Source organism: Planctomonas sp. JC2975 (assembly GCF_012985205.1).
GTDB lineage: Bacteria > Actinomycetota > Actinomycetes > Actinomycetales > Microbacteriaceae > Humibacter.
Window position 1 is genome coordinate 2,368,013 of record NZ_JABEKS010000001.1, and the last position, 22,758, is coordinate 2,390,770.

Genomic DNA, 22,758 nt, shown 5'->3' on the forward strand with positions numbered 1-22,758 from the left:
TGCTTACTATCGCCAAGCTAGCACTACGATGGCCTGCATGCAGGCGGAGGACCATCCGGAGTCGTGGCCGATGGGGCGACTGCTCGGCGCGGCATCCCGAGCCGTCGAGCGGCGCTGGGCGCGAGCGCTCGAGTCTCACGGACTCACGCACGCCGGAGTCATCGTGCTGCATCTGCTCACGCTGGGCGTGACCTCGCAGACCACACTCGCCAAGCACGCGCACGTCGAGGTGCAGACGATGTCGCGAACGGTCGACCGGCTCGAGCGCGACGGCCTGGTGACCCGCGAGCAGGATGCCGCTGATCGCCGCCGGCACATCGTCGCGATCACCGACGCAGGGCGTACTGCGTACGCCGAGTCGTACGAACTGGAACGAACACTGCTGCCGCACTTGGAGAACGAGGATGCCGTGCGCGCCGCACTGGTGCGTATCCTCGCCGACGAGGGCTGAGACCGCACCGCACGGCCGGCTCAGGCAGCGGCCGTGCGGGATCTCCCGAGGTCAGGCCGTGAGACGTTCGATCGTCGCCGCCCAGCCCTCGCGCATGCCGACGGCCACCCACGAGGCGATCTCCTCGTCGGACATGCCGGCAGGAAACGCGCAGGTGAATACATGCTCGGTCTGCGAGCCGTCGCCGACCGGCGCGAGCGCGACGGTGCAGTGCACGCGTTGTTCTGCCGGGATCGCGTCGAGATCCGGCCAGCCGCCGCGGACGCCCCATTCGAACACGATGCGCCGGCCCGGCACCAGCTCGAGATAGCGGCCACCAGCCCAGTAGCTCTTGCCTTCCTCCTCATCCATCATCACGCGGAACTCACCGCCTGGGCGGGCATCGACCTCGATGGCCTCGTCGGGCACGGGACGCCCGGGGTTGAAGAACCAGGTGAGGTGCTCCGCCTCGGTCCACGCCCGGTAGACGTCGGCGGGCGACGCGTCGACGACGCGACTGAGGGTGAAGCTGCGGGCGGTCTCGGTGAGTGTCTGCCCGGAGAGCGTGGTGGTCATGATGGTTCCTTCCGTGTGGTCGTCATCGACTTCAGGTGCGCCTCGAGTGCGTCGAATCGCTCCTCGAAGAAGACACGGTAGGGCGAGAGCCAGTCGTCGGCGTCCTGAAGGCGCGCCGACTCGAGGTGCACGGTCCGCCATTGAGCGTTCCGTTCCTTCCCGACGAGTCCTGCCTGCTCGAGCAGGGTGATGTGGCGGGAGATCGTGGCGAGCGAGAGCCGGAACGGCTCGGCGAGCGCCCCGATGGTGGCTGGGCCTTCCATCAGCCGCGCGAGGATCGCCCGCCGAGTGGGATCGGCGAGGGCGAAGAACACGGCACTGAGCGGGTCGCTCACTGTGGCATCCGGCATATTTGCAGAATAGCGTAATTACGCGATTATGTAAATAGATGAGCATATTCCATGACGACCAGGAGTCGGTCGCTCAGCGGCCCCCTGCAACCCGAAGCGTGGTCGCCGTGACATACGAAGCGTCAGGCGAGAGCAGCCACTCGATCGCCGACGCGATCTCGTCGGGATCAGCGGCACGCTGCAGCGGGATGCCCGGCGCCATCCGCTCCACCCGGCCCGCGTCGCCGGTGCGCGCGTGCAGCTCGGTGGCGACCAGCCCGGGAGCGACCCCGACCACCCGGATGCCCAGCGGCCCCACCTCCTTGCCGAGCCCCATCGTGAACGCGTCGACGGCCGCCTTGGATGCCGCGTAGTGCGCGTACTCGCCCGGACTGCCGAGCGTTGCCGCGCCAGATGAGACGGTCACGATCACGCCAGGCGCTCCCGCGCGCTCGAACTCCTGCACCGCTCGCCGTGCGGTGAGCACAGTGGCCGTGAAGTTCACGTCGATCGTCTGCCTGATCTCGTCCACCGGCGTCCGGGCGAGCGGCGCGAACCGGGTGGTGACTCCCACGTTGCACACCACGGCGTCCAGGCGCCCGAAGCGCTCGCGGGCTGCCGCGAAGGGTGCGTTGATTCCCGCGTCCGTCGTCGCCTCGGCCTGCACGGGCAGCGCATCCGCGCCGAGCTGACGAGCGGATGCCGCGACGCGCTCCGCCGCCGCAGCATCCGTGCGGTACGTGAAGACCACGTCGTGGCCCGCTCTGGCGACCCGCAGCACGGTCGCCGCGCCGATGCCGCGCGAGCCACCTGTCACGATCACGACGGGACGAGCGGATGCCATGGCATCCGCCTCACGGTCAGCCTCACTCATGGTTGAGAGCTTAAAGAGCCGCAGAGCACGCCGGCCCGGCGCTTCAGTCGCCCTCGAGCACCTTGGCGGCGAAGGCAGCCGCGTGCTCGCGCAGGGTGTCGATGCGCGCATCTCTCGCCGCCTCGACGTCGAAGCCCGAGTACGGCGCCGGATCCCGTCTGCGCACGTTGCCCGAGCACTGGAAGCCCTCGCACACCAGCGTGCCGACGCTGTCACCGTTGCGCCCCGCCTTGCCGGAGCGCTTGGCGCTGTAGAAGACGACGTCGTGCGGAATGGTGACGTCTTCGCACCACGAGCACTGCGACTTGAAGCGACTGCGCGCCTCGGCCTTGCGCAACAGGATGCCGACCACACCGTCACCGACGGGAACGATCAGGTACGCGAGGCCGTCGTACTTGCGGTCGCGCCACCCCAGGTAGTCGAGGTTGTCCCACTGGATGGTGTCGAAGTCCAGGGGCAGGTTCAGGTTGTTGCGCTCGCGGAGAGACGCGTTCACGAAGGACGCGCGAATCTCCCGTTCGGTGACGGGTCGCATGAAGAAGGTTCCATTTCGTTGTTCGCCCTGCCGGTTCGGCACGGGCCATTTCGTTCGAGTGGACGGCGCCGCAAACGCTGCGGTGCGGTCATCGCGTCCGCTGTGGGACACGTGCGGTCTGGCGCTCGCGGACGAGCGCTCGTCGCTATCTGCCGCCGGCGTTGCCGCCGACGACCTCCCGACGCCCCGCGGGCTGAACGAAGACGAAAGAACTCACCCGGCAACCCTATCCGGTGTTGCTGCGCGCCCGCCGGACGGCCGGCACCCCCACCCCGGATGTCGAGATCCGGCGACACGCCGACAACGTCCGAAAAACTCGTGGCCAGGGCCCGTTCACCTCTTCCACTCGACCCCGACCGCGTCCTAAGGTGTCACCCAGACTCTGTCGAACAACGCTGGGGGAGCGACGACATGGGACGACGAGACGTGGGGGGCGCGCGCTCTGCGACGCGGCGCACGGTCATTGTGGCCGGGGCGCCGCAGTATGCGGCAGTGGCGATGGCGACGACGATCCTGCCTGCTGTGGCACAGGCATCCGCTCCGACCAGGGACGGATACGCGGATGCCGTCGGCCGGCATTTCGACGCCGTCAGCGAATACGGTCGTTACGACCTCACGCTGGCCGCCGTCGAATCGCTGATGAGCGTCTCCGCCGATGCCCGCACTCGTTTCGGACTCCTGTTCTCCGCCGCGACCCCACCGCCGGCCGGCGTCTACAGATTGCTGGCATCCCAGGCGCCCGGCGTGCAAGACGCGCAGCTCTTCATCGCGGCCTCCGGCCGTGAGCGGCGTCGCGCATCCGGTCGTCGCCCCTCGTTCCGGTCCTCTGGCCAGCGCCCGTGATACCGCCGCACGAGCTGCACTACCGGCCCATCACCGCCATCGACGGCCCCGCCCTCTTCCGACTCTTCCGCCAAGTGCATGCGGCCGAGATCGCTGCGCTGGCGATCGACGTCACAGCACGTGAGGCGCTCGCCAGCATGCAGTACGTCGACGAGCGGATCCGCACCGACGCCGAGTTCCCTGATGCTGTCGACCTCGCCATCGAACACGACGAGACCCTCTGCGGACGCATGATCACCGTGCTGCGCGAGAGCGGCATCCAGCTCCTCGAACTGAGTGTGCTCGTCGAGCACAGGGATCAGGGCATCGGCGCGCTCGCGATGCGCCGGCTGGCACACATCGCCGAGACGCACGGATGCCCCATCTGGCTCCGCGCGGACGCCGGAGCGAGCGACTGCCGCAGGTTCCTCGAGCGTGTCGGATTCACCGTGACCGGGCGGGACGGCCGCCTGCTCGTCGCACCCGCCCGCCACTTCGCGGCGGCCTAGCGGCGCGCGAGAGCCGGCGTCCGCCGACTTGGGCCGCGTCGCGATCGGCAGGTGCCGAGTCTGCGGACGCCTTGGCGGCGAGCGCCCGGCCGATACGCCACGCCGCGAAGATCGCGGTGGCACTGATCACGACGTGGATGCCGAGGAACACATCCGCGAGTCCCGCCCCGAGCAGCACGCCGGCGACCAGCGGCCCGGCCGCCGAGAACGCGGTCTGCAGCGCCGCGATCGTGCCGAGCGTCTGACCGACCATTCCCTTCGGCGCCAGTGATGCCGTGAGCGGGTTGAGCACTGGGCTGTAGATCGTCTCGCCGACGGCGAAGACGCCGAACGTCATGACGAAGAGAGCGGATGCCACGCCCGGCATGAACTGCGCGGACGACAGGATGATCCATCCCACGACCCAGATGCCGCCGACGGCCATCAACAGGGTCGGCGCCGACGTCTTCGCCGTGAGACGCACCATGATCACCTGGAGCACGACGATGACGACGCAGTTCACGGCCGCGGCGAGGCCGATCGCGGAGGGATCCACCCGCAGCACGGTGATGCCGTACGCGGGCAAGCCGGATTCGAACTGGGCGTAGAAGCCGAGCGCGAGCACGATCGTGATGACGGCGGTCCAGCGCATGGCGGGCTCGGCGAAGATGGCGCGCAGCGCGCCACGGCGACGTGGGGATGCCTGCTGGTCGATCACCGTGATGGCGCCGGTCTCGGCGTCCAGCCCTGCATCCAGACCCGTTTCCGATCCGGCGTTCCGTGTCGCCGCGTTGCCGACGAGCGTGTCGCCGAAGGCAGTGGCCGGGCCGCTGCGCACGGGCAGACGTCCGGCGAGTGCGATGAGTGCCGACGACAGCACGAATCCCGCGGCCGCCATGAGGAATCCCACGTTGAGGCCGTCGGTGCGGTTCAGGTCGACGACGAGTCCGGCGAGGAACGCGCCGGCGGCCATTCCGAGGGACTCGCCGGTGAACTTGTAGGCGAAGATCTTGCGGCGGTCGCTGCCGGACGACCAGCGGAGGGCCAGCACTTGCTTGGCGGGAACGGCGGCGGAGAGTCCGAGGCCGAACACGAGCATCCCGGCGAGGAACAGGCCCGGCTGCCCGACGAACACGAGGGATCCGACCGCCGCAGCACCGAGCAGCTGCGAGACCACGACGACGTAGACCGGGTTGAAGCGGTCGGCGAGGCGTCCGGCGAGGGGAGCAGCAACCAGTGCCCCGACCGAGAACAGGGAGGAGGCGCCTGCCGCGACGAGGGCGCCCCAGCCGCGGGTATCCGCCGCGTACGCGTATTGGTATGGCAGCACGGCTCCCCAGCCGAGCGATCCGATAGCGGATGCGAGCACGAGCAGTTTCGCGCGCATGGTGACACCTCCCTGACGTTTGTCGTTCGTTTCGACCTCAGCGGCCGAGCGGCAGGCCAAGCCGCACCGAGTTCCTCGAACTTCTTCTATGCCGAAGTGTTCGGTATGGAACTGTTCGATATCGAAATATTAGCAACCGAAACCTGCGTGCGAGAATTCCCTCATGGCACGACGAAAGCCGACCGCTCCGGAGTTGCACCGGCAGGCCGTCGCCGCCTACGTGGCCGCGGGCGGCGAGGAGTCGGTTCAGCGCGTGATCACCGCGGTCGGCAGCCTCAGCAAGAAGCTCGAGCAGTGGTACGCCAGGCAGCTGGCGGATCTCGACCTGACGTCCGGCGAATGGGCCGTCATCGCCGCCCTCGCCAAGACGGGAGAGCCGCTCACCCCCAGTCAGCTCGCGGATCTGACCAGCGTCGCCCCTTCATCCATGACGCATCGCCTCGACAAGCTCGCCGAGCGCGGACTCGTGGAACGCGCTCCGGACACCACGAATCGCACGCGCGTGTTCGTGGAGCTCACCGACGCCGGCTGGGATCTCTTCGGCCTGGCGATCCGCGGATCCAACGTGGTCGAGTCCGACGTGCTCAAGGATCTCGGCGACACCGAGCGCGGCGAGCTCGCCCGGCTGCTCGAGGTGGTCATCGCGCGCCTCGACGACATCGACGCGTGATGGGGGCGGCGAGGGGCGCGACGCCATCGCCCGACCGCACCACCGGCATCCAGACGGGCGAGGAGCGCTCGGCGCCGGACGCTTGACGTCGCGGTTCCCGTTGCACGAGCCTTGTGCCCATGCCAACCCCCGTGAACGCAGTTCGGTGATGCGCACGACGTTGCGGGCGGCGGCGACCGCGTTGATGATCCTGCTGCTCGGCGCCGTTCTCGCCGGATGCTCGGCTGCCGCTCCGGCACCCGCACAGCTGAAGGCCGGCATCCACACCATCACCATGAAGGGCGACCGGCTCGTGACGATCCACGTGCCGGCTCATGCCATCGGCGCGGCGCCGCTCGTGCTGGTCCTGCACGAGTTCCCTGGGAACGGCGCCCTCGCGATGGGCTACGGCTTCGACCCGCTGGTCGACGCCGATGGATTCGTGGGCGTCTACCCCGACGGGGTCAGCGACGGATCCTGGAATGCCGGCGGGTGCTGCGGCGATGCGGCCTTGAACGACGCGGATGACGTCGCCTACCTCACCTCCGTGGTGAAAGCAGTCGAAGCGCGTACGAAGATCGACCCCAAGCGCGTGTACGTCACCGGATTCTCCAACGGCGCGATGATGGCCTACCGGCTCGGCTGCGACACGGATCTGTTCGCCGCGATCGCGCCGATGTCCGGTGATCTGGAGAGCGCCTGCAAGCATCCGGCGGCAGCCTCCGTACTGCACGTCCACGGGCTCGCGGACGCCGACGTGTCCTTCGACCCCGCATCGGATGCCCCGTGGCGCAAGGCCGGCGGCTGCGGGCCGCCGACGGTGACGCAGAGCGGGAGCATCCACACCTCGCTGGCGGACTGCGCGCACGGCAGCAGTGTCGAGGTCGTCACCATCGACGGCATGGCTCACGAGGTTCCCTGGACCACCTCTCAGGGGTTCGGCGCGCCGGACATCTGGGCCTTCTTCAAGGCGCATCCTCGGGGCTGACCGCGCGGCACCTTCCGCGAATGCAGACCCGTCCATAGCGCAGAAAACGCGCTTCGCACGTCGGCGAGGCGCGTTTTCTGCACGCTGAACGGGTCGGCTACTCGACCGGCGTGACCTCCAGATGGTCGCCGTCGAGCGCGAGGTCGACCCGCACTGTGCTGCCGTCGCGGATGCTGCCATCCAGCAGCGCTGTCGCCAGCCGGTCGTCGATCTCGTGCTGCATCAGGCGACGCAACGGACGCGCCCCGTAGATGGGGTCGTAGCCGCGCTCTGCGAGCCAGGCACGGGCATCCGGGGTCACGCCGAGCTCCAGTCGCCGCTCGTGAAGACGCGCCTGCAGCCGATCGATGTAGAGCGAGACGATCTCACCGAGCTCCTCTTCGCTGAGCGTCGAGAACACCACGATGTCGTCGAGGCGGTTCACGAACTCGGGTTTGAACGCCTGGCGCACGAGCGCCTGCACCTGATCCTCCTTCTCGCTCCACGACAGCGTCGGATCGACGAGGATCGGCGAGCCGAGGTTCGACGTGAGGATGAGGATGGTGTTCCTGAAGTCGACAGTGCGACCCTGACCGTCGGTGAGACGTCCGTCGTCGAGCACCTGCAGCAGGATGTCGAACACCTCGGGGTGCGCCTTCTCCACCTCGTCGAGCAGGATCACGCTGTACGGGCGCCGACGCACGGCCTCCGTGAGCTGGCCGCCCTGCTCGTAGCCGACATAGCCGGGAGGCGCGCCGACCAGTCGCGACACGGTGTGCTTCTCGCCGTACTCGGACATGTCGATGCGCACCATGGCGTGCTCGTCGTCGAAGAGGAACTCCGCCAGCGCCTTGGCCAGCTCGGTCTTGCCGACTCCGGTGGGGCCCAGGAACAGGAACGATCCGGTCGGCCGGTTCGGGTCGCTGATGCCGGCCCTGGAACGACGGACGGCGTCGGCGACTGCGTGCACGGCACGCTTCTGGCCGATCAGCCGCCTGCCGAGCTCGCCCTCCAAGTGGAGCAGCTTCTCGCTCTCGCCCTGCATGAGGCGCCCGACCGGGATGCCCGTCCACGCCGCGATGACCGCCGCGATGTCCTCCTCGGTGACCTGCTCGTTCACCATGCGCGGCTCGTCCGGGGCGTTCTCAGCCTTCTCGGCCTCCGCCAGGTCTCGTTCGAGCTGCTTGATGGTCTCGTACTCGAGTTTGGACGCCCGTGCGTAATCCGCTTCGCGCAGCGCGCGATCGCGCTCCGTCACGGCTTCGTCGAGCTTCTTCTTCAGCTCGCCCACGCGGTTGAGGCTCATTCGTTCGCGTTCCCAGCGCGCCTCGAGTCCGGCGAGGTCGCGCTCCAGGCCGACCAGCTCGTCGCGGAGCTTGGCGAGGCGCTCCTTGGAGGCGTCGTCCTTCTCCTTCTTGAGGGCCAGCTCCTCGAGCTTCATGCGGTCGACCTGGCGCTTGAGCTGGTCGATCTCCACCGGCGAAGAGTCGATCTCCATCTTGAGCCGGCTCATGGCCTCGTCGATCAGGTCGATCGCCTTGTCCGGCAGCTGGCGGGCGCTGATGTAGCGATTGGAGAGGGATGCTGCCGCCACGAGCGCGGCATCCGAAATGGTCACGCCGTGGTGGGCTTCGTAGCGACCCTTGAGGCCGCGGAGGATCGCGATCGTGTCCTCCACGCTCGGCTCGCCGACGTACACCTGCTGGAAGCGGCGCTCGAGCGCGGCATCCTTCTCGATGTATTCGCGGTACTCGTCGAGGGTCGTCGCACCGATCAGGCGGAGCTCACCGCGGGCCAGCATCGGCTTGAGCATGTTGGATGCCGCCACCGAGCCTTCGCCGCCACCGGCACCCATCAGCAGGTGCAACTCGTCGACGAACGTGATGACCTCGCCGTTCGATTCGTCGATCTCTTTGAGCACGCTCTTCAGCCGCTCCTCGAACTGGCCGCGATACATCGCGCCTGCGACGAGGGCGGAGATGTCGAGGGAGACGAGCCGCTTGTTCTTCAGCGACTCGGCGACGTCGCCCGCGACGATGCGCTGTGCGAGCCCCTCGACGACGGCAGTCTTGCCCACGCCCGGTTCGCCGATGAGCACCGGGTTGTTCTTGGTGCGCCTGGTCAGTACCTGGCTGACGCGGCGGATCTCGGAGTCGCGACCGATCACCGGGTCGAGCTTGCCCGCCTTGGCCAGCGCCGTGAGGTCGATTCCGTACTGTTCGAGCGCGCTCTTCTGCTCCTCCTGGCTGGAGGGTGCGCCCTGCATGTTCGCCATCTGTGTCCTGTCCTTCCCCCACGGTGGCGCGGCATCCGCACGCCTCGGACGATGTCGTTCCCGTCCACTTCACGCCCTGCGGATGCCCGTTCAAAGTTGAGTCTACATGACTCAACTTTGAAGAAGGCCAGTTACTTCCTCGTGCACGTCGCCTCGACCGCCCGTTGAGGGCATCCGGGGCGAATCGCTATGCAGAGGGATCGCGACCCGTGCACGAGGTGCACAATGACCAGCAGGTCAACGTGCGGCTACGCGTAGTCAGGTGGATCATTGTCGTTCCGGGACAGGTACTTCTGGGTGCTGAAGAACACCCTGAACCGTGCCACATTGCGCGCGGCTCGCTCGGGACGCGGGCCCTTCTCGCTCGTACGGCACGTGGGCCGCAAGTCCGGGAAGACCTTCGAAACGCCGATCATGGTGGCGCGAAGACCCGACGGCTTCGTCGTCGAACTCACATACGGTCCGCAGGTGAACTGGTACCGCAACATCGAAGCGGCAGGGCGGTGCGACATCGTCTACAAGGGCGTCGAACACCACATCGACCGCATCGAGCCCTGCACCGCCGAAGCCGGCCTCCAGGCGTATGGGAACCCCCGCGCGATAGTGCTCCGAATCCTGCACCGCCACGAGTTCCGCTTCCTGCACGAGTCGTCATCCGACCACTGAAAACGCGTCGCGGTCGTCAGACGTGCCGTGCACCGACCGGCGGCATAAGGCCCTGGCGCTCCTTGGAGACGGACGCACCGGCGGAGCAAGGATGCGGACGTCGGTGCCAGGGCCCAAAGGGGCCCCCTGCCGCGCAACTCTCTCCCATCGCCGACAGACCGTAGACGACGTCTTCGGTGAACAACTCGTCCAGTCATTCGAGTGCGCCCTGCATCCATCAGACACCGCCGCGACGCGAACACGCCTCCTGTTACGTTTCCGCTCGCGGGCGAGTCATTAAGTCGACACCTTCGAACGAGAGAAACGAGACAGCACGATGTCGACCGAATCAACACGAGACGTCCTTCGCACCGAACTCCGCACCCAGCTTCGCGGCGACCTGATCGAACCTGGGTCTCCCGAGTACGAGCTTGAGAGCCGCACACCCCTCGTCTTCGACAGCCCGGCGGCTATCGTGCGGCCGGCGAACACGGCCGACGTGCAAGCGGCCGTGCGGTTCGCGGTCGAGACCGGCCTGCAGCTGTCGGTGCGCGGCGGCGGCCACAGCTTCGCAGGGTTCGGCACCAATGACGGCGGGGTCGTCATCGAGCTGAGCAGGCTCGCGGATGTCGCACTCGTCGATGAGGAGCGTCACATCGTCCGCGTCGGAGGAGGTGCCACCTGGGGCCAGGTCGGCACAGCCCTCGCACCGTGGGGCCTCTCGATCTCGGCCGGCGACACCACGAGCGTCGGCGTCGGCGGTCTGACCCTCGGCGGCGGTATCGGCTGGAAGGTCCGCAAGCACGGACTGGCACTGGACAATCTGGTCGCCGCCGAGCTGGTCACCGCAGACGGCGAGGTCGTTCGCGCTGCGGAGGACGAGCATCCCGAGCTCTTCTGGGCGCTCCGCGGAGGCGGCGGCAACTTCGGCTTGGTGACCGCGTTCGAGTTCGCCGCGCACCCCGCGACAGAGGTCTTCCACGGCACGATCTCGTTCCCGGCCGGCGAGGCATCCGCCGTGCTCGCGGGCTGGGCGGATCACCTTCGCGCGGCGCCGGACGAGCTCACCTCGACCGTGGACTTCGCCAACCCGTTCACCGGCGGACCGGATGCCCCCGTCGAAGTTCACGTCGCGTTCGACGGCGACGACGCGGAAGACGCCGCGAGGGCGATCGATCCGATCCGTGCGCTCGGCACAGTGATCGCCGACGACGTCACGCGCAAGGCCGCGACGGAACTGCTTGTCCCGGGCGGGATGCTGCCGCCCGGCCTCAGCATCCGCACGCGCAGTGGATTCGTGCAGCGCGGTTCGGTGGACGACGTACTCCGGATGCTGGCCGAGGTCGGATCGAGGCCGGGCTCGCCCGCGATCTCCATCCGCAGCGTCAGCGGCGCCGTGTCGCGGATACCTGCAGCTGCCACCGCCTACGCCCACCGCACGGCTGAGCTGATGTTCGTCACGACGATCGTCGGTCCGCAGCCGGTCGTCGCAGCCGCCGGTCCGTCCTTGGACGCGATCTGGGACGGGCTCGAGCCTTACGTGGCGGGCGCGTACGTGAACTTCCTCAGCGCGGCATCCGAGCAGGACGTCGCTTCGGTCTACCCGCAGGAGACGTACGACCGGCTGGCCGCGGTCAAGGCCACGTACGACCCGGAGAACGTGTTCAGCAGCACGCTCAACGTGCTGCCGATCTCGGAGCGCGAGTTCGCCGGCGGTCGCTGAGCGCCGAACCATTGTGCCGTGCCGATGCACCGCTTCGCCTGCGACGAACGTTGGCGGAAGGCGCCTCGGCACGGCGTGCAGAAGCCTTTCCAGCGGCGGCCCCATCCCCCTATGCTGGCGCGGTGCTGACGCTCAGATACCCCAGGGACCTCGTCATGATCGGCGCCATCTTCGGTGTCGCCACGATGGCCTGGACCGGATGGGCTCAGGAAGGCCCGCCATCGGATGCCTGGGCCATCGTGCTTGGGATCCTCTCCGTCCTCGGGATCGCCCTTGCCGCCCTGTCGATCCCCCTCGCCATCCGCAACTGGCGAGCAGGCACCGCGATCGAGCCCAAGAGCATGGCATTCCGCGTGTATCTCGTGGTCTTCTGGGTCGAGATCGTGATCGCCGCGGTGGGAGGGATCATCCTGCCGCTCGTCGGTCTCGAGCGGCTCGTGGCTCCGTACATCCTGCTCATCGTCGGCGTGCACTTCTTTGCGCTCGCCGTGGTGTTCAAGCAGAACGTTCTGCACCTGGCAGGCGCCGTCCTCGTGGTGGTGGCCGTGATCGCCGCGATCATCCCGACGGGGGTGGCAGCCAACAGCTTCTGGTGCGGCATCGTCGGCGGGCCGGTGTTCCTCATCATCGGCGCCTGGTGCACGGTGGCCGGACGCCGGGTGCTGAAAGCGGCCAAGGCCGCCGCCACGCCGGCCTGATCCGGGCGACTCTCACATCGTCACGGAGCCGTCCGACCCGATCGACCATCCCGGATTGTGCGCGACCTCCCACACGTATCCCTCGGGATCGGCGAACGCTCCCGACGTGCCGCCCCAGTCCATGACGGCCGCCGCCCGCACAAGCGTTCCGCCGGCGGCGACGGCCTCCTCGAGGAGTCCGACGACCTCCTCCGGCGAGCGCACGTTGTACGCCAGCTCGATCCCCGGCGCACCGTATCCGCCGAGCTCGGTCCAGAGGCCGAACACGAGTCCGTTCGCCTGGAAGAAGCAGATCGTGGGATCCGGCTGGGTGCCGCTCCAGCCGAGCGACTCGTAGAAGCCGCGCTCCAGCTCGAGATTCCGAACGCCCAGCGTGATGAGACTGATCCGCGATTCCATCATGGGACAGGAATACCCGACGCCACCGACACCACAGCACTGGCAGCCCCTGCGGCGGTGGGCAACGTCGCCAGCACCGGAAGTCAGTGCCTGGAAGTCAGCGCCAGACGTCAGCCGACGCTGAGGTCGACCTGGATCTCGCCGGCCAGACGCTCCAGTTCTTCGATGGCCGCCTGCACGGCATCCTCGTCTGCCGACCGCGCCGTGATCGTCGCCTCGAACAGCGTGCCACCGGCCATCGGTGCCTCGCGCGTCTCGCTGGAGAACAGGTCGATGGTGAGACCGTGGCGATTCAAGATGCCGGTCACGTCGCGCACGATCCCCGGCCGATCATTCCCGAGAACGGTGAAGGCGAACCGCCGTCCCGACCGCATGCCAGCGGATTCCGCACTCCCGTGCACCGCGACCGTCAGCAGGCCGTCGAGGTTGTGCAGCGCAGCCTTCAGGTCGTCGAGCGACCGATCGGGAACCGAGACGAGCACGATTCCGGCGAAGGTGCCGGCGAGCTCGGCGAGCTCGCTCGTCTCCCAGTTGCCTCCGTGCGCGCCCACCACCTCGGCGACGGTCTGCACGAGTCCTGCACGGTCGTCACCGACCAGGGTGAGCACCAGCTTGGCCATGCAACGAGCATAGGGCGGCCGAGAGCGCGAGCCGAGAACCGGTCAGCGGTCGGCGAAGAACGTACGCAGAAGCGGGGCGACCAGCGCCGGACGACCGCGGTCCGTCGTGTTCTGCGTTGCGGAGTGGTCAGCTCCCTGCAGAATCCGCACGGTGGCCGCCGGGTTGCGGCGCTCGAGCTCCGCTACCGATCGCCGCAGGTACTTCGCCGACTTCGCGCCCGACACCAGCAGCAGTGGGTTGCGCATCGCGGCGAAGTCCTCGATGCGGTCGACATGCTCCCGGATGATCGCGAACTCGTACGGCAGAGATCCGGCAAGCTCGCTGAGGTGCGCCCCGGCCTCAGGAACCGGCTTGGCGGCATCCGAGGCCAGCATCTTCTCGGTGAGCGAGCGGAGCATCCGCCGCGGGAAGAGCCGAAGGAACCCGGGCCCCATCTGGGCCCCCAACATGGCGGTGACCATGAGCGACGGCACGTCCCCGCTCGCGACCTCACGGTCGAAACGAGGCATGAACGCGTCCACGTCCAGCGATCCGCCGACGATGAACGGCGGCTCGAAGAGCGCGACCCGCAGCTCGGGATGCCGCCTTCCGACCTCCGCCGCGATCACCGCGCCCGAGCTGATGCCGAGCAGGCCGACGGCGCCGGTCGCCGCGACCACCGCCTCGACATCGGCCACATCGATGCCGCTGTCGTATCGGTCGAGCTCCGGATACGGCCCACTGGCACCGCGGCCGCGTCGGTTGATCAGCTGCACGGTGAAGTCCCCGGCCAGCAAGCCGGCCAGATCGCGCTGACTGCCCGCCGACTGCATGGATCCGTGCACGATGATGATCGCCGGCCCTGTTCCGACGCTGAAGTACTCGATGGGGGTGCCGTCGGCGGACGCCACCAGGTGGGCAGACAGGGTGGTGCGAGCCGTGGCATCCGACGAGCGGGCATCAGCCGATTGCAGCGCAGCGGCGGCGTTCGCGCCCTCTGAGGCCGAGACGGGGGAGGATTCCATGGTGGACATGAGAGTGACCTTTCGTGATCCGATAATCTCTTAGATACTAAGATACTTAGTGTCTCAGACAAATGGAAGAGGCAGCAGTATGTCCGATGCGGATCGCCGCGAACTCATGGCCCGCTTGACGGACCTCGGCGCGCAGTCCGCGACGATGACCGCACTGTTCCAGCAGAGGGCGGCTGCCGGATACGGCGTCGGTGTCACAGACATGAAGGCGCTCGACCTTGTGATGCGCGAGGGCGGCAAGACGGCCGGACAACTCGCGGAGGCGCTCGGCGTGACCTCCGGCGCCGTCACGGGCGTCATCGATCGGCTGGAGAAACACGGCATGGCACGGCGGACTGCCGATTCCGCCGACCGCCGCCGCGTGCTCGTCGTCGCGAACCTCGAGAGACTCGCAGCCGGCCCGAACGTCTACCAGGGCATCGGCGAGGCCTTCGCGCGGCTGCACGACTCCTACAGCGACGAGGAGCTGGCGTTCCTCGCACGCTATCTGCAGGACTCCATCGACATCACGAAGGATCAGATCGACAAACTCGGCTGAGCTGTCCAGGCGCGCGCCCGCCGGCCCGAGGGTCGGCGAGGCGTTCCGCCCCCGAGACCCAGTCGAACCGCTGCTTCGTGCCGCCTAGTCGGCGTGTTCCACGACGTTGACCACGTTGCCGTCCGGAGCGCGCACGAAGAACCGCCGCACGCCCCACGGCTCCGTCTTCAGAGGAAGCACGATCTCGTAGCCGAGCCGCAGCGCTTCCTCGTACGCGGCATCCACGTCAGGGGTGTGCACGGAGATCACGGAGTCGACGGGAGCGTCGGCATCGCGCGTCACGAGCTGAACGTGCGCTCCTGTCTCCGGATCCGTGAGCCGTGCGACCCAGCCCAGATTGAACTCCTCCGTGCCCAGACCGAGGAAGTCCGAGTAGAAGGACTTCGCTGTCTCGATGTCGGGGACCGAGAGATTCGCCGTCACCTTCGTTGCACGCATCCCGCCACCTCCGTATCAGTTGAGCGCGGGCAGATCCACCGGGATGACGCCCTCTCCGTACAGGTCCTCGGCGAGGTTCTGCAGCGCAGCAAGTGCCGCACGCTGCGGAAGCGGCCCGTAGGAGATGCGGGCAACGCCGAGCTTCTCGTAAGCGGATGCCGGCAGCGCCCCGGGCAGGCCGATCACCGAGATCTTGCCCCAGCCGATGCCCTCGACGAGTCGTTCGACGACATCCGCTGTCACCGCCCCCGGCACGAAGACCAGCGCGGCGCCCTCGTCGAGGAAAGCTCGGCCGCGGGCGACGGCATCCGCGATCCGGTCGTCGAGCGACCGCTCTCCGCCGAGGAACATCGCGTCGGTTCGTGCGTTCAGCTGGAACTCAACACCCTCTTCCTGCGCAGCCCTCGTGATCGCTCGCACGCGTGAAACGGCCTCATCGAACGGGCGCAGGCGGTCCTCGACGTTGGCACCGACGATGCCGAATCCGATCGCTCGGCGAATCGTCTCGCCCGGCTCGTCGTAGCCGTCGTCGAGATCCGCGGTCACCGGCAGATCGACGGCGTCGGCGATGGTGCGCGCGCCCTGCAGTGCGAGATCGACGGACATGGTGCCGTCCGCATATCCGAAGCTCGCGGCGATCGAATGGCCCGCCGTTGCGATGGCCGTGGTCTGCGGAAGTGCCGCGACGACACGGGCGCTCACGGCATCCCACACGTTCACCACACGGACGATCTCCTGGGCTTCGTAGAGCGCCTTCAGCGTAAGGGCGCGGTCGGTGGTGCTGGTCGAGTGGGCAGCGGCATCCGTCATGGTTCCGACCCTAGGTCGGATGCGCTGGTTCGCGCTGGGCCAATGCGTGTACCGACTAGTGGCTCTGAGGATTCCGTGCAGAAGCGGTGGATCGTCGCAGCGACCGCCGACAAGAGAACGGGCTCAGGTCACGCACAAGGGGGATCCGGTGGCGTGCACTGTGCTGGCTTGTGCGTTACAGACACGACCTTGCTCCAGCGCCCGGGCCGAGGTCGCATGTTCGGTGACATTCCCTGCTTCGCCGCTGTGCCGTCAGTTCAGCATCGACGTCATCGCATTCGCGTGGGCGTCATTCGCCGTCTCGGTGGGCAGACCCCACAGCAGTTCGATCGTCCGCAGCAGCGAGTAGTGGGTGAACGACGCGAAGGAAACGAAGTGCGCCCGGGCGGCTGGGCCGGCGAAGATGCACGGCACGACGTTGTCCGCCGAGTCACCCTCGTCGAAGGTGATCACAAGCAGAGAACGCTGTCGCGTGAATGCCGGAGACTCGAGGATTTTCGGAACGTTGGTGCGCATCCACGTGTCTCCGGTCGAGACGGAGCAGTCGTGCATGTCATTGCACAGGTTCGGGCTGATGAAGGAGAAGTCGGGAAGGCTGGAAGTACTCCGGAGATCGGTCGCGAACTGGCTGTAGGGCACGTCGTGGGCCTGGCAGTACGCTGCATCCTGCGTCACGCTCGGCAAGTACAGGAACGGGTTGTGTTTCACGGCGTACAAGCCGGCGTTCGTCGACGTGCACGGGGCAGGCATACTCTCCGCGTACATTTTCCAGCTGTGCTGTGAGCGATCGAGCGCCTGGGCCAGGTTCGGACCCTTGTCCAGACAGCTGCCGCCAGGCGGATTGCAGTCGCTGGTGATGCCCGCCGTCGTGCCGGTCGTCATCGCGAGATAGTTCGGCAAACTCGGGTGGGTGATCGCAGAGTAGTCGGATGCCTGGGCGAACGAGTCGGCAAGGCTGCTCAGGTACGGAGCCTGAGAACTGCCGATGACGGAGGTGGCCGGCTTGTTCTCGTCAACGATGACCACCACATGCTGCACCGCCATCGAGGTGGTCGGGCCGGCGCTCGCTGCAGCGGATGAGGAGGCCGACTTTGCCGAGCTGACCTGCACCGTCGATGGTGGCGTCGTGGTACCGCCACCAGTGCACGCCGTGAACAGCAACGCCAGCAGCGCTGAGCAGGCAGCCCACAGGGCCCGGCTGCCGCGTGATGCCGGCCCAGCAACCTGTCGCACCGGCCGACGTCCGCCCGACTCCGTCTCTCGGCTGATCGCCTGAGTCACGCTCCCCATGACGTGCGCCCTTCCAGACCGGGTATAGGGATCAGTATCCGCGGATGAGCCGAGAGTGGGCAGCGGCATCCGTCAGGGTTCCGACCCTGGGTTGATTGCGCGGGTTCGCGCCGGGCCGACGCGTGTACGGCGAAGTGCGCTTGGCGATCCGGGTCGGCCGGTCGCGCGCCGATGGTGTCCTTCCCCTCGGCGGGCAGCTCTGCCCGCAATGCGGCTTCGATACGGTTGAGGTGCTGGTCCGGCTCACGGTGCGAGCTGGAACGCCGAGCGGTGATGGCGCCGACGCCGCTCGCTGTTGGTTGTGGGTGAGGAGCCACGATGACTGAAGACCCGAGGATCGCTGCGGTACGACGCGGATACCGCCGCCGCCGATCAAGCGACGGGTCCGTTCGGGACGAAACCAGCGCGCCTGATGACGACGGGCAGCAAGCCGTGACGGCGGCCCAGTATTCGGATCTGCGAGCGGCCATGGTCGAGACGGAGCTGCAGCTGGCGATCCGTCGTGGTGAGTTCGACAATCTGCCCGGCGCCGGCAAGCCGTTGACGGGACTCGGCCGGCCGCACGACGAGGACTGGTGGATCCGCCGCAAGATCGAGACGGAGAAGCTGAGCGGGTTGGGACCCCCGGCTCTCACGTTGCGCGTGGAAAGCGCCGAGCTCGAGGACAGACTCGACGCGCTGTTCGGTGAGGCTGAAGTACGCGAAGAGCTCGAGGACTTCAACCGGCGGGTGATCGAAGCACGTCGGCAGCTGCAGGGTGGCCCGCCTGTGATCACTCCGACTCGTGACGTCGAGGTCGAGGTGGCCGCCTGGCGTGAGCGTGCCGCGAAGAGACGGGAGGCGGCCCAGGCGGCGGAAGAGGAGCCGCCCACGACCGAGCGACCCGCTCGGTGGCGTCTGTGGCGGCGCCGGTGATGGTTCGTCGTTGAGTGCGGGCTGCCCGTCGCGGTACTGAGTGGAGCGTTCATGCAACGAGGTGGTCCGTATCCGGCGGGTCCGTGGCGCTATCTGTGGTGGCTGATCCGGGGCCAGGGATGGCGTGTCCTCCTCGGCGCGCTGCTCGGCAGCACGTGGATGGTCGGGTTGGCGGTGCCGCCGCTGTTGCTCTCGCTCGCCGTGGACGATGGCCTTCGGCGCAACCACGCCCTCGTCGCCGCTCAGCGCACGGTGGACTTCCTCGCGATCGGCCCGGACCAACACCCTGGTGATCAGCGGGCGGATGTCGCAGCGACTGTCTCCGACCCGGCATCCGGACTTCAGGTGAATCACGGAGAGTTCGCTGTGGTGGCCGCATCTGATCGTCGGGAGGCGAAGGCGATCCTCGAACGCCTCGCCGGCCTCGAACCGTCGGATGCCCGCTTAGGAGACACCCTCCTGTCGGATATCGACTCGGAGACGCTGAGGGCCAGCGTCCTTCCGCTAGAAGACAACGACTTCCTCTTCGCCGGCCGACTCCACGAGGTGATCTTCACCGATGGCAACGACACCGCCTCAGCCCGCGAACGAATCGCCGTCGCCTCAGGTATCGACGAGATCGTCCGCGGCCTCGACGAGGGCTGGGACACCGTAGTCCGCCTGCGCGGGGCGAACTTCTCCGGGGGTCAGCGGCAACGCCTGCGGCTGGCTCGAGCCATGGCTGCCAATCCGCCCGTGCTGCTGGGCCTCGATCCGCTCTCCGCGGTCGATGCGATCACCGAGACCCACGTGGTGCATCGTGTGCGGGATTCACGGCGTGGGATGACGACCGTGTTCTTCAGCGATTCCGCCACGGTGCTTGACGCAGCCGATGTCGTGCACTTCGTCGAAGACGGTCGCGTCGTGGCATCGGGAAGGGATCGGAGTCTTACCGCGTCGCACCCCGCCTACCGGGTCCTCGTGGCACGGGACACCTTGCGCGAGCCGAGGAGGCGAGCTGATGGCTGACCGAGAAGAGTCGGGATTCCCGATCGCGTCACCCAGGGAGCTGGTGAGGGCTGCAGGACGACTCATACGCGCACACTGCGGAATGTTCGCTCTGACGGTCGCCGTCGGTGTGGTTGCCGCCGCGCTCGCACTGGCACCACCGTGGCTGGCCGGAATCGTGATCGACAGTATCGAGTCCGGCAGCAGCGTTGCGGATGTCGACCGGTACGGGGCAGCACTGGTCGGACTTGCCGTGCTGCAGTTCGTCATCTCCCGGTACTCATTCCTCCTCACCGCACGATTCGGGCAGCGCGCGTCCCAACGCCTCCGGCGGTCGATGATCGATCGCGTGCTCGATCTCCCACCTCGCGTCGTCGACAACGCGGACACCGGCGACCTCTTGGTGCGATCCACTAGCGACACCGACAACGTGACCGGGATCCTCAGCAGCGCGGCACCACAGATGCTGATCTCGATCGTGCAAGTCGTGCTGACCTTCGTCTTCATCGCCATCCTGAGCCCTCTGCTGGCACTGGTGACCGTGATCGGGGTGCTCGGCATCGTGTTCGCAACCCGGTGGTACCTGGCCAGAGCGACATCCGCCTACCTGGACGAAGCCGCAGGACACGCGGGCCTCGCACAAAGCCTGATCGGAACCACGACCGGCGCTCGCACGGTCGAGCTCTACCGCCTCCAGCGTCAACGACGTGAAGACCTCGAGAAACGAGCCGCATCCGCACGCAGGTCGCAATTCGCGACGTTGCGACTGCGATCCGTGCTCTTCCCGTCGATCGACAGCTCCTACGTGATCGCCTTGGTGCTCGTGCTCGTCGTCGGTGCCGTGCTGTACCTGAACAACGCGATCGCGCTCGGGGCACTGATCGCGATCCTGCTCTACGTGCGTCAGATCAGCGGACCGTTCGACACCGTCCTGCTCTGGCTGGAGTCCCTGCAGAGCGGAATCGCATCGTTCGCCCGGGTCGAGGGCCTCGCCTCCGCCGGCGTTCGCACCGAATCCGCGGCCTCCGGTGCGCCGTCCGGATCGGACATCACCGTCACCGACGTGTCATACGCGTACGATCACGGCCCTGTCGTGCTGCAGGGCATCGACCTCGACATCCGGCAAGGCGAGCACCTCGTGATCGTCGGCGCCTCCGGTGCAGGTAAGTCGACCCTCGCCCGCCTTCTCGTCGGCATCGAAAAACCAACGACCGGTTCGGTCACGCTCGGCGGAATCGAAGCAAGCAGCCTGCCAGCGGATGTGCGCCGGGCCCACACGGCGCTCGTCACGCAGGAGCAGCACCTTTTCCACGACACCATCCGTACCAACCTCCTGCTGGCCCGCCCAACGGCCACCGACGAGGAGCTATTCACCGCGATGGAGAGCGTCGGCGCCGACTGGATCAACGACCTTCCAGCAGGCCTCGACACGACACTCGGTCCCGACAGCGACCTGGCCGGTGCTCACGCGCAGCAGATCGCACTTGCACGAGTGCTGCTCGCTGACCCACGAACGGTCGTGCTCGATGAGGCGACATCCCTCCTGACGCCTGGGGCCGCAAGCTCCATCGAGCTGTCGCTCTGGGCGGTGCTCAGGAATCGCACAGTGGTCTCGATCGCCCACCGTCTCAGCACCACACGGGACGCCGACCGCATCGCCGTCATGGACGCCGGCAGAATCCGCGAACTCGGCAACCACGACGAATTGCTCGATCAGGACGGGCTCTACACAGAACTCTGGAACTCCTGGAACTCAACGGCGACCACCATGGGTGGGCCGGTTGGGAGCGCCGACAACATCGGCTGAGGGCGTGCCGCCGACGAATCAGCGTGCGGAATGCCGTGCACCGCACGGTAGGGGACCGCACCCGCTTCGCCTGTGCTTCGATGGACCGATCACTCCGTCCGGACCCGAACGCTGCGTTGCCCTAGTCGTGCGCGATCTGCCTAGAGATACGACAGCAGAGCCGTCGCGAGTTCATCGGGATGCGACAGCATCGCGAGGTGACCACCCGGCACCGTGTCGGCGTCGATGCCGAGTCGATCACGAACGACACCGCGCATGAACCCCGACGGGAAGAACCGGTCGTCGGCGAAGATCAGCGCGTGCGTCGGCACGTCGGGCAGAGTGGGCAATGGCCAGGGCTGCGACCCTGGTGTCGCCGACTGGTGGCGTTCGAACACGGATGCCTGCCGAGGATCGACATCGGAGTAGAAGAGTGCGTTGAAGTCCCCGGATTCCGCCTGCCATCCGGTGTTCCCGAACCAGTCATCGCCCTTCTCTCCAGGTGACGGGATCATCGCTGAGGCGAACACGAGCGCCCGCACCCCCTGACGTGCCACGGCCAGCGGCGCGCTGAAGCCGCCGAAGGAATGAGCGACGATCACCGGGGCCGTGAGTCCGTAAGCGGCGTCCACGATGCGGTCTGCGTACTCCACGAGTCCGCAGCTGTCGTCCTCGCAGGGCAACTGCACGGGTACAGCGCGGTGGCCTCGATCGGCCAGTCGCTCTGCCAGTGGACCCCAGTATTCCGCATCGCATCCGGCGCCGGGCACGAGCACGAAATCCGCCATTCGACCACCCTTGCATGCCTTCCGACAATCCGATCGCGCCCAGTTGGCAGGGCGTGGTCGTCCCGACTCGGTCGAGCCGGCCCGGTCGTAGGGTTGCGGGATGAGCCAAGGGCTATGGGATCAGGCAGCGGAAGAGTTCGATGATGCTCCGGACCACGGGTTGACCGATCCGAGCGTGCGGGCCGCGTGGCGGGAGCTGCTCCTCGAGGTGCTGCCCGCTGGGCCGGCGCGGGTCGCCGACCTCGGCTGCGGCACGGGTACCCTGGCTCGGCTGTTGACGGATGCCGGCTACCGGGTCGACGGACTCGACTTCTCGCCCGAGATGATTCGGCGTGCACGAGAGAAAGTGCCAGAGGCTGAATTCTGGATCGGCGACGCCTCGACGCCGCCTCTGGAGCCCGGCACGTACGACGTCGTTCTGAGCCGACACGTTCTCTGGGCGATGCCCGATCCGACCTCCGCGTTCCACAAGTGGGTCGAACTGCTCAAGCCCCGAGGTGTCGTGGTCCTGATCGAGGGACGGTGGGGCTCGGCCGGCCTGACATCGGCCGCTGCGCGAAGGATCGTTCTCACGTCCCGTGCAGAAGCCACGGTCCGACCGATGACCGAGGCCATCTTCTGGGGCAAGGACATCGACGACGAGCGTTACATGATCACCAGTCTGCGGTAGCCAGGCGTATCCGCAACGCGATCGGCGACAGGGCGAGCGAATTCGGCACTCGTCTCGATCGCCCACGTCGCGCACGAAACCACGCAAGAGTCGGCTCCTGTTTCC

General features: G+C 67.4%; 26 protein-coding genes. 13 read left to right on the plus strand and 13 right to left on the minus strand.

Annotated features, from left to right (window positions below; translation table 11 throughout):
- Positions 1–37: 37 nt before the first annotated feature.
- A complete protein-coding gene (locus HII28_RS10700) occupies positions 38–451 on the plus strand; it encodes a MarR family transcriptional regulator (RefSeq protein ID WP_240977328.1) in 414 nt (137 codons plus the stop codon).
- Between the two features lie 51 nt (positions 452–502).
- Here HII28_RS10700 and HII28_RS10705 read toward each other — a convergent pair whose 3' ends face one another.
- The 4 genes from HII28_RS10705 to HII28_RS10720 all read right to left on the minus strand — a co-directional run bounded on the left by HII28_RS10705 (position 503) and on the right by HII28_RS10720 (position 2,744).
- Positions 503–1,006 (minus strand): SRPBCC family protein, encoded by a 504-nt coding sequence (locus tag HII28_RS10705; RefSeq protein ID WP_170025385.1) that lies wholly within the window; start codon positions 1,004–1,006, stop codon positions 503–505.
- Positions 1,003–1,356, minus strand: a complete 354-nt coding sequence (locus HII28_RS10710) for a metalloregulator ArsR/SmtB family transcription factor (protein ID WP_170025386.1) — start codon at positions 1,354–1,356, stop codon at positions 1,003–1,005. Before HII28_RS10710 ends, HII28_RS10705 begins: the two co-directional genes overlap by 4 nt.
- A gap of 73 nt (positions 1,357–1,429) precedes the next feature.
- On the minus strand, positions 1,430–2,209 hold the full coding sequence (locus HII28_RS10715; RefSeq protein WP_240977329.1) for an SDR family oxidoreductase: 780 nt from the start codon (positions 2,207–2,209) through the stop codon (positions 1,430–1,432).
- Positions 2,210–2,252: 43 nt separating this feature from the next.
- On the minus strand, positions 2,253–2,744 hold the full coding sequence (locus HII28_RS10720; RefSeq protein WP_170025387.1) for an FBP domain-containing protein: 492 nt from the start codon (positions 2,742–2,744) through the stop codon (positions 2,253–2,255).
- A gap of 411 nt (positions 2,745–3,155) precedes the next feature.
- On the opposite strand from HII28_RS10720, the gene HII28_RS10725 reads away from it, so the two are divergent.
- Positions 3,156–3,587 (plus strand): hypothetical protein, encoded by a 432-nt coding sequence (locus tag HII28_RS10725; RefSeq protein ID WP_170025388.1) that lies wholly within the window; start codon positions 3,156–3,158, stop codon positions 3,585–3,587.
- Complete coding sequence (locus tag HII28_RS20235; protein WP_170025389.1) at positions 3,584–4,075, plus strand: GNAT family N-acetyltransferase; 492 nt, start codon at positions 3,584–3,586, stop codon at positions 4,073–4,075. The genes HII28_RS10725 and HII28_RS20235 overlap by 4 nt, the downstream gene beginning before the upstream one ends.
- On the opposite strand, the gene HII28_RS10735 is transcribed toward HII28_RS20235, so the two are convergent.
- Positions 4,011–5,441 (minus strand): MFS transporter, encoded by a 1,431-nt coding sequence (locus HII28_RS10735; protein WP_170025390.1) that lies wholly within the window; start codon positions 5,439–5,441, stop codon positions 4,011–4,013. The two genes, HII28_RS20235 and HII28_RS10735, sit on opposite strands and share 65 nt — an antisense overlap.
- A 163-nt stretch (positions 5,442–5,604) precedes the next feature.
- Here HII28_RS10735 and HII28_RS10740 point away from each other — a divergent pair, with 163 nt between their 5' ends.
- Together HII28_RS10740 and HII28_RS10745 are read left to right on the plus strand one after the other, a co-directional pair.
- Positions 5,605–6,111 (plus strand): MarR family transcriptional regulator, encoded by a 507-nt coding sequence (locus HII28_RS10740; protein ID WP_170025391.1) that lies wholly within the window; start codon positions 5,605–5,607, stop codon positions 6,109–6,111.
- Positions 6,112–6,259: 148 nt separating this feature from the next.
- Positions 6,260–7,078, plus strand: coding sequence for a PHB depolymerase family esterase (locus HII28_RS10745; protein WP_170025392.1), 819 nt, complete (start codon positions 6,260–6,262; stop codon positions 7,076–7,078).
- Between the two features lie 97 nt (positions 7,079–7,175).
- Here HII28_RS10745 and HII28_RS10750 read toward each other — a convergent pair whose 3' ends face one another.
- On the minus strand, positions 7,176–9,332 hold the full coding sequence (locus HII28_RS10750) for an AAA family ATPase (RefSeq protein WP_170025393.1): 2,157 nt from the start codon (positions 9,330–9,332) through the stop codon (positions 7,176–7,178).
- Between the two features lie 270 nt (positions 9,333–9,602).
- Here HII28_RS10750 and HII28_RS10755 point away from each other — a divergent pair, with 270 nt between their 5' ends.
- From HII28_RS10755 to HII28_RS10765, 3 genes are all read left to right on the plus strand, one after another.
- A complete protein-coding gene (locus HII28_RS10755; RefSeq protein ID WP_205864623.1) occupies positions 9,603–9,998 on the plus strand; it encodes a nitroreductase family deazaflavin-dependent oxidoreductase in 396 nt (131 codons plus the stop codon).
- Positions 9,999–10,314: 316 nt separating this feature from the next.
- Positions 10,315–11,700, plus strand: coding sequence for an FAD-binding oxidoreductase (locus HII28_RS10760; protein WP_170025394.1), 1,386 nt, complete (start codon positions 10,315–10,317; stop codon positions 11,698–11,700).
- Between the two features lie 122 nt (positions 11,701–11,822).
- Positions 11,823–12,398, plus strand: a complete 576-nt coding sequence (locus HII28_RS10765; RefSeq protein WP_170025395.1) for a hypothetical protein — start codon at positions 11,823–11,825, stop codon at positions 12,396–12,398.
- A 12-nt stretch (positions 12,399–12,410) separates the two neighbouring features.
- Here HII28_RS10765 and HII28_RS10770 read toward each other — a convergent pair whose 3' ends face one another.
- The 3 genes from HII28_RS10770 to HII28_RS10780 all read right to left on the minus strand — a co-directional run bounded on the left by HII28_RS10770 (position 12,411) and on the right by HII28_RS10780 (position 14,431).
- Positions 12,411–12,800: a VOC family protein gene (locus HII28_RS10770; protein ID WP_240977330.1), complete on the minus strand. Its 390-nt coding sequence runs from the start codon at positions 12,798–12,800 to the stop codon at positions 12,411–12,413.
- Positions 12,801–12,907: 107 nt separating this feature from the next.
- Complete coding sequence (locus tag HII28_RS10775; RefSeq protein ID WP_170025396.1) at positions 12,908–13,417, minus strand: ACT domain-containing protein; 510 nt, start codon at positions 13,415–13,417, stop codon at positions 12,908–12,910.
- Positions 13,418–13,459: 42 nt separating this feature from the next.
- A complete protein-coding gene (locus tag HII28_RS10780; RefSeq protein WP_170025397.1) occupies positions 13,460–14,431 on the minus strand; it encodes an alpha/beta fold hydrolase in 972 nt (323 codons plus the stop codon).
- A gap of 79 nt (positions 14,432–14,510) precedes the next feature.
- Here HII28_RS10780 and HII28_RS10785 point away from each other — a divergent pair, with 79 nt between their 5' ends.
- Complete coding sequence (locus tag HII28_RS10785) at positions 14,511–14,969, plus strand: MarR family transcriptional regulator (protein ID WP_170025398.1); 459 nt, start codon at positions 14,511–14,513, stop codon at positions 14,967–14,969.
- A gap of 84 nt (positions 14,970–15,053) precedes the next feature.
- Here the strand turns inward: HII28_RS10785 and HII28_RS10790 are convergent, their stop codons facing one another.
- From HII28_RS10790 to HII28_RS10800, 3 genes are all read right to left on the minus strand, one after another.
- A complete protein-coding gene (locus HII28_RS10790; protein WP_170025399.1) occupies positions 15,054–15,407 on the minus strand; it encodes a VOC family protein in 354 nt (117 codons plus the stop codon).
- A gap of 15 nt (positions 15,408–15,422) precedes the next feature.
- Positions 15,423–16,217 carry an isocitrate lyase/phosphoenolpyruvate mutase family protein gene (locus HII28_RS10795; RefSeq protein ID WP_170025400.1) on the minus strand — a complete coding sequence of 265 codons (795 nt, stop codon included), beginning with the start codon at positions 16,215–16,217 and terminating at the stop codon, positions 15,423–15,425.
- 252 nt (positions 16,218–16,469) lie between these two features.
- A complete protein-coding gene (locus tag HII28_RS10800; protein ID WP_170025401.1) occupies positions 16,470–17,507 on the minus strand; it encodes an alkaline phosphatase family protein in 1,038 nt (345 codons plus the stop codon).
- Between the two features lie 318 nt (positions 17,508–17,825).
- Between HII28_RS10800 and HII28_RS10805 the strand changes: the two genes are divergently transcribed.
- From HII28_RS10805 to HII28_RS10815, 3 genes are read left to right on the plus strand one after another with little or no spacing between them, the layout of a single operon-like run.
- Positions 17,826–18,422, plus strand: coding sequence for a DUF1992 domain-containing protein (locus HII28_RS10805; RefSeq protein WP_170025402.1), 597 nt, complete (start codon positions 17,826–17,828; stop codon positions 18,420–18,422).
- A 51-nt stretch (positions 18,423–18,473) separates the two neighbouring features.
- Positions 18,474–19,430: an ABC transporter ATP-binding protein gene (locus HII28_RS10810; RefSeq protein WP_170025403.1), complete on the plus strand. Its 957-nt coding sequence runs from the start codon at positions 18,474–18,476 to the stop codon at positions 19,428–19,430.
- Positions 19,423–21,216 carry an ABC transporter ATP-binding protein gene (locus HII28_RS10815; protein WP_170025404.1) on the plus strand — a complete coding sequence of 598 codons (1,794 nt, stop codon included), beginning with the start codon at positions 19,423–19,425 and terminating at the stop codon, positions 21,214–21,216. The genes HII28_RS10810 and HII28_RS10815 overlap by 8 nt, the downstream gene beginning before the upstream one ends.
- Before the next feature lie 140 nt (positions 21,217–21,356).
- Here HII28_RS10815 and HII28_RS10820 read toward each other — a convergent pair whose 3' ends face one another.
- On the minus strand, positions 21,357–21,983 hold the full coding sequence (locus HII28_RS10820) for an alpha/beta hydrolase (RefSeq protein ID WP_170025405.1): 627 nt from the start codon (positions 21,981–21,983) through the stop codon (positions 21,357–21,359).
- A 100-nt stretch (positions 21,984–22,083) separates the two neighbouring features.
- Here HII28_RS10820 and HII28_RS10825 point away from each other — a divergent pair, with 100 nt between their 5' ends.
- Positions 22,084–22,653 (plus strand): class I SAM-dependent methyltransferase, encoded by a 570-nt coding sequence (locus HII28_RS10825; RefSeq protein WP_170025406.1) that lies wholly within the window; start codon positions 22,084–22,086, stop codon positions 22,651–22,653.
- Positions 22,654–22,758: the final 105 nt, after the last annotated feature.

Coding starts and splice junctions, on each gene's coding strand:
- HII28_RS10795 (WP_170025400.1), bottom strand. CDS start 16,217: ATGACGGATGCCGCTGCCCACTCGACCAGCACCACCGACCGCGCCCTT.
- HII28_RS10710 (WP_170025386.1), bottom strand. CDS start 1,356: ATGCCGGATGCCACAGTGAGCGACCCGCTCAGTGCCGTGTTCTTCGCC.
- HII28_RS10700 (WP_240977328.1), top strand. CDS start 38: ATGCAGGCGGAGGACCATCCGGAGTCGTGGCCGATGGGGCGACTGCTC.
- HII28_RS10715 (WP_240977329.1), bottom strand. CDS start 2,209: ATGAGTGAGGCTGACCGTGAGGCGGATGCCATGGCATCCGCTCGTCCC.
- HII28_RS10810 (WP_170025403.1), top strand. CDS start 18,474: ATGCAACGAGGTGGTCCGTATCCGGCGGGTCCGTGGCGCTATCTGTGG.
- HII28_RS10705 (WP_170025385.1), bottom strand. CDS start 1,006: ATGACCACCACGCTCTCCGGGCAGACACTCACCGAGACCGCCCGCAGC.
- HII28_RS10735 (WP_170025390.1), bottom strand. CDS start 5,441: ATGCGCGCGAAACTGCTCGTGCTCGCATCCGCTATCGGATCGCTCGGC.
- HII28_RS10805 (WP_170025402.1), top strand. CDS start 17,826: ATGACTGAAGACCCGAGGATCGCTGCGGTACGACGCGGATACCGCCGC.
- HII28_RS10760 (WP_170025394.1), top strand. CDS start 10,315: ATGTCGACCGAATCAACACGAGACGTCCTTCGCACCGAACTCCGCACC.
- HII28_RS10770 (WP_240977330.1), bottom strand. CDS start 12,800: ATGATGGAATCGCGGATCAGTCTCATCACGCTGGGCGTTCGGAATCTC.
- HII28_RS10815 (WP_170025404.1), top strand. CDS start 19,423: ATGGCTGACCGAGAAGAGTCGGGATTCCCGATCGCGTCACCCAGGGAG.
- HII28_RS10780 (WP_170025397.1), bottom strand. CDS start 14,431: ATGTCCACCATGGAATCCTCCCCCGTCTCGGCCTCAGAGGGCGCGAAC.
- HII28_RS10790 (WP_170025399.1), bottom strand. CDS start 15,407: ATGCGTGCAACGAAGGTGACGGCGAATCTCTCGGTCCCCGACATCGAG.
- HII28_RS10720 (WP_170025387.1), bottom strand. CDS start 2,744: ATGCGACCCGTCACCGAACGGGAGATTCGCGCGTCCTTCGTGAACGCG.
- HII28_RS10745 (WP_170025392.1), top strand. CDS start 6,260: ATGCGCACGACGTTGCGGGCGGCGGCGACCGCGTTGATGATCCTGCTG.
- HII28_RS10775 (WP_170025396.1), bottom strand. CDS start 13,417: ATGGCCAAGCTGGTGCTCACCCTGGTCGGTGACGACCGTGCAGGACTC.
- HII28_RS10725 (WP_170025388.1), top strand. CDS start 3,156: ATGGGACGACGAGACGTGGGGGGCGCGCGCTCTGCGACGCGGCGCACG.
- HII28_RS10785 (WP_170025398.1), top strand. CDS start 14,511: ATGTCCGATGCGGATCGCCGCGAACTCATGGCCCGCTTGACGGACCTC.
- HII28_RS10825 (WP_170025406.1), top strand. CDS start 22,084: ATGAGCCAAGGGCTATGGGATCAGGCAGCGGAAGAGTTCGATGATGCT.
- HII28_RS10820 (WP_170025405.1), bottom strand. CDS start 21,983: ATGGCGGATTTCGTGCTCGTGCCCGGCGCCGGATGCGATGCGGAATAC.
- HII28_RS10800 (WP_170025401.1), bottom strand. CDS start 17,507: ATGGGGAGCGTGACTCAGGCGATCAGCCGAGAGACGGAGTCGGGCGGA.
- HII28_RS10740 (WP_170025391.1), top strand. CDS start 5,605: ATGGCACGACGAAAGCCGACCGCTCCGGAGTTGCACCGGCAGGCCGTC.
- HII28_RS10750 (WP_170025393.1), bottom strand. CDS start 9,332: ATGGCGAACATGCAGGGCGCACCCTCCAGCCAGGAGGAGCAGAAGAGC.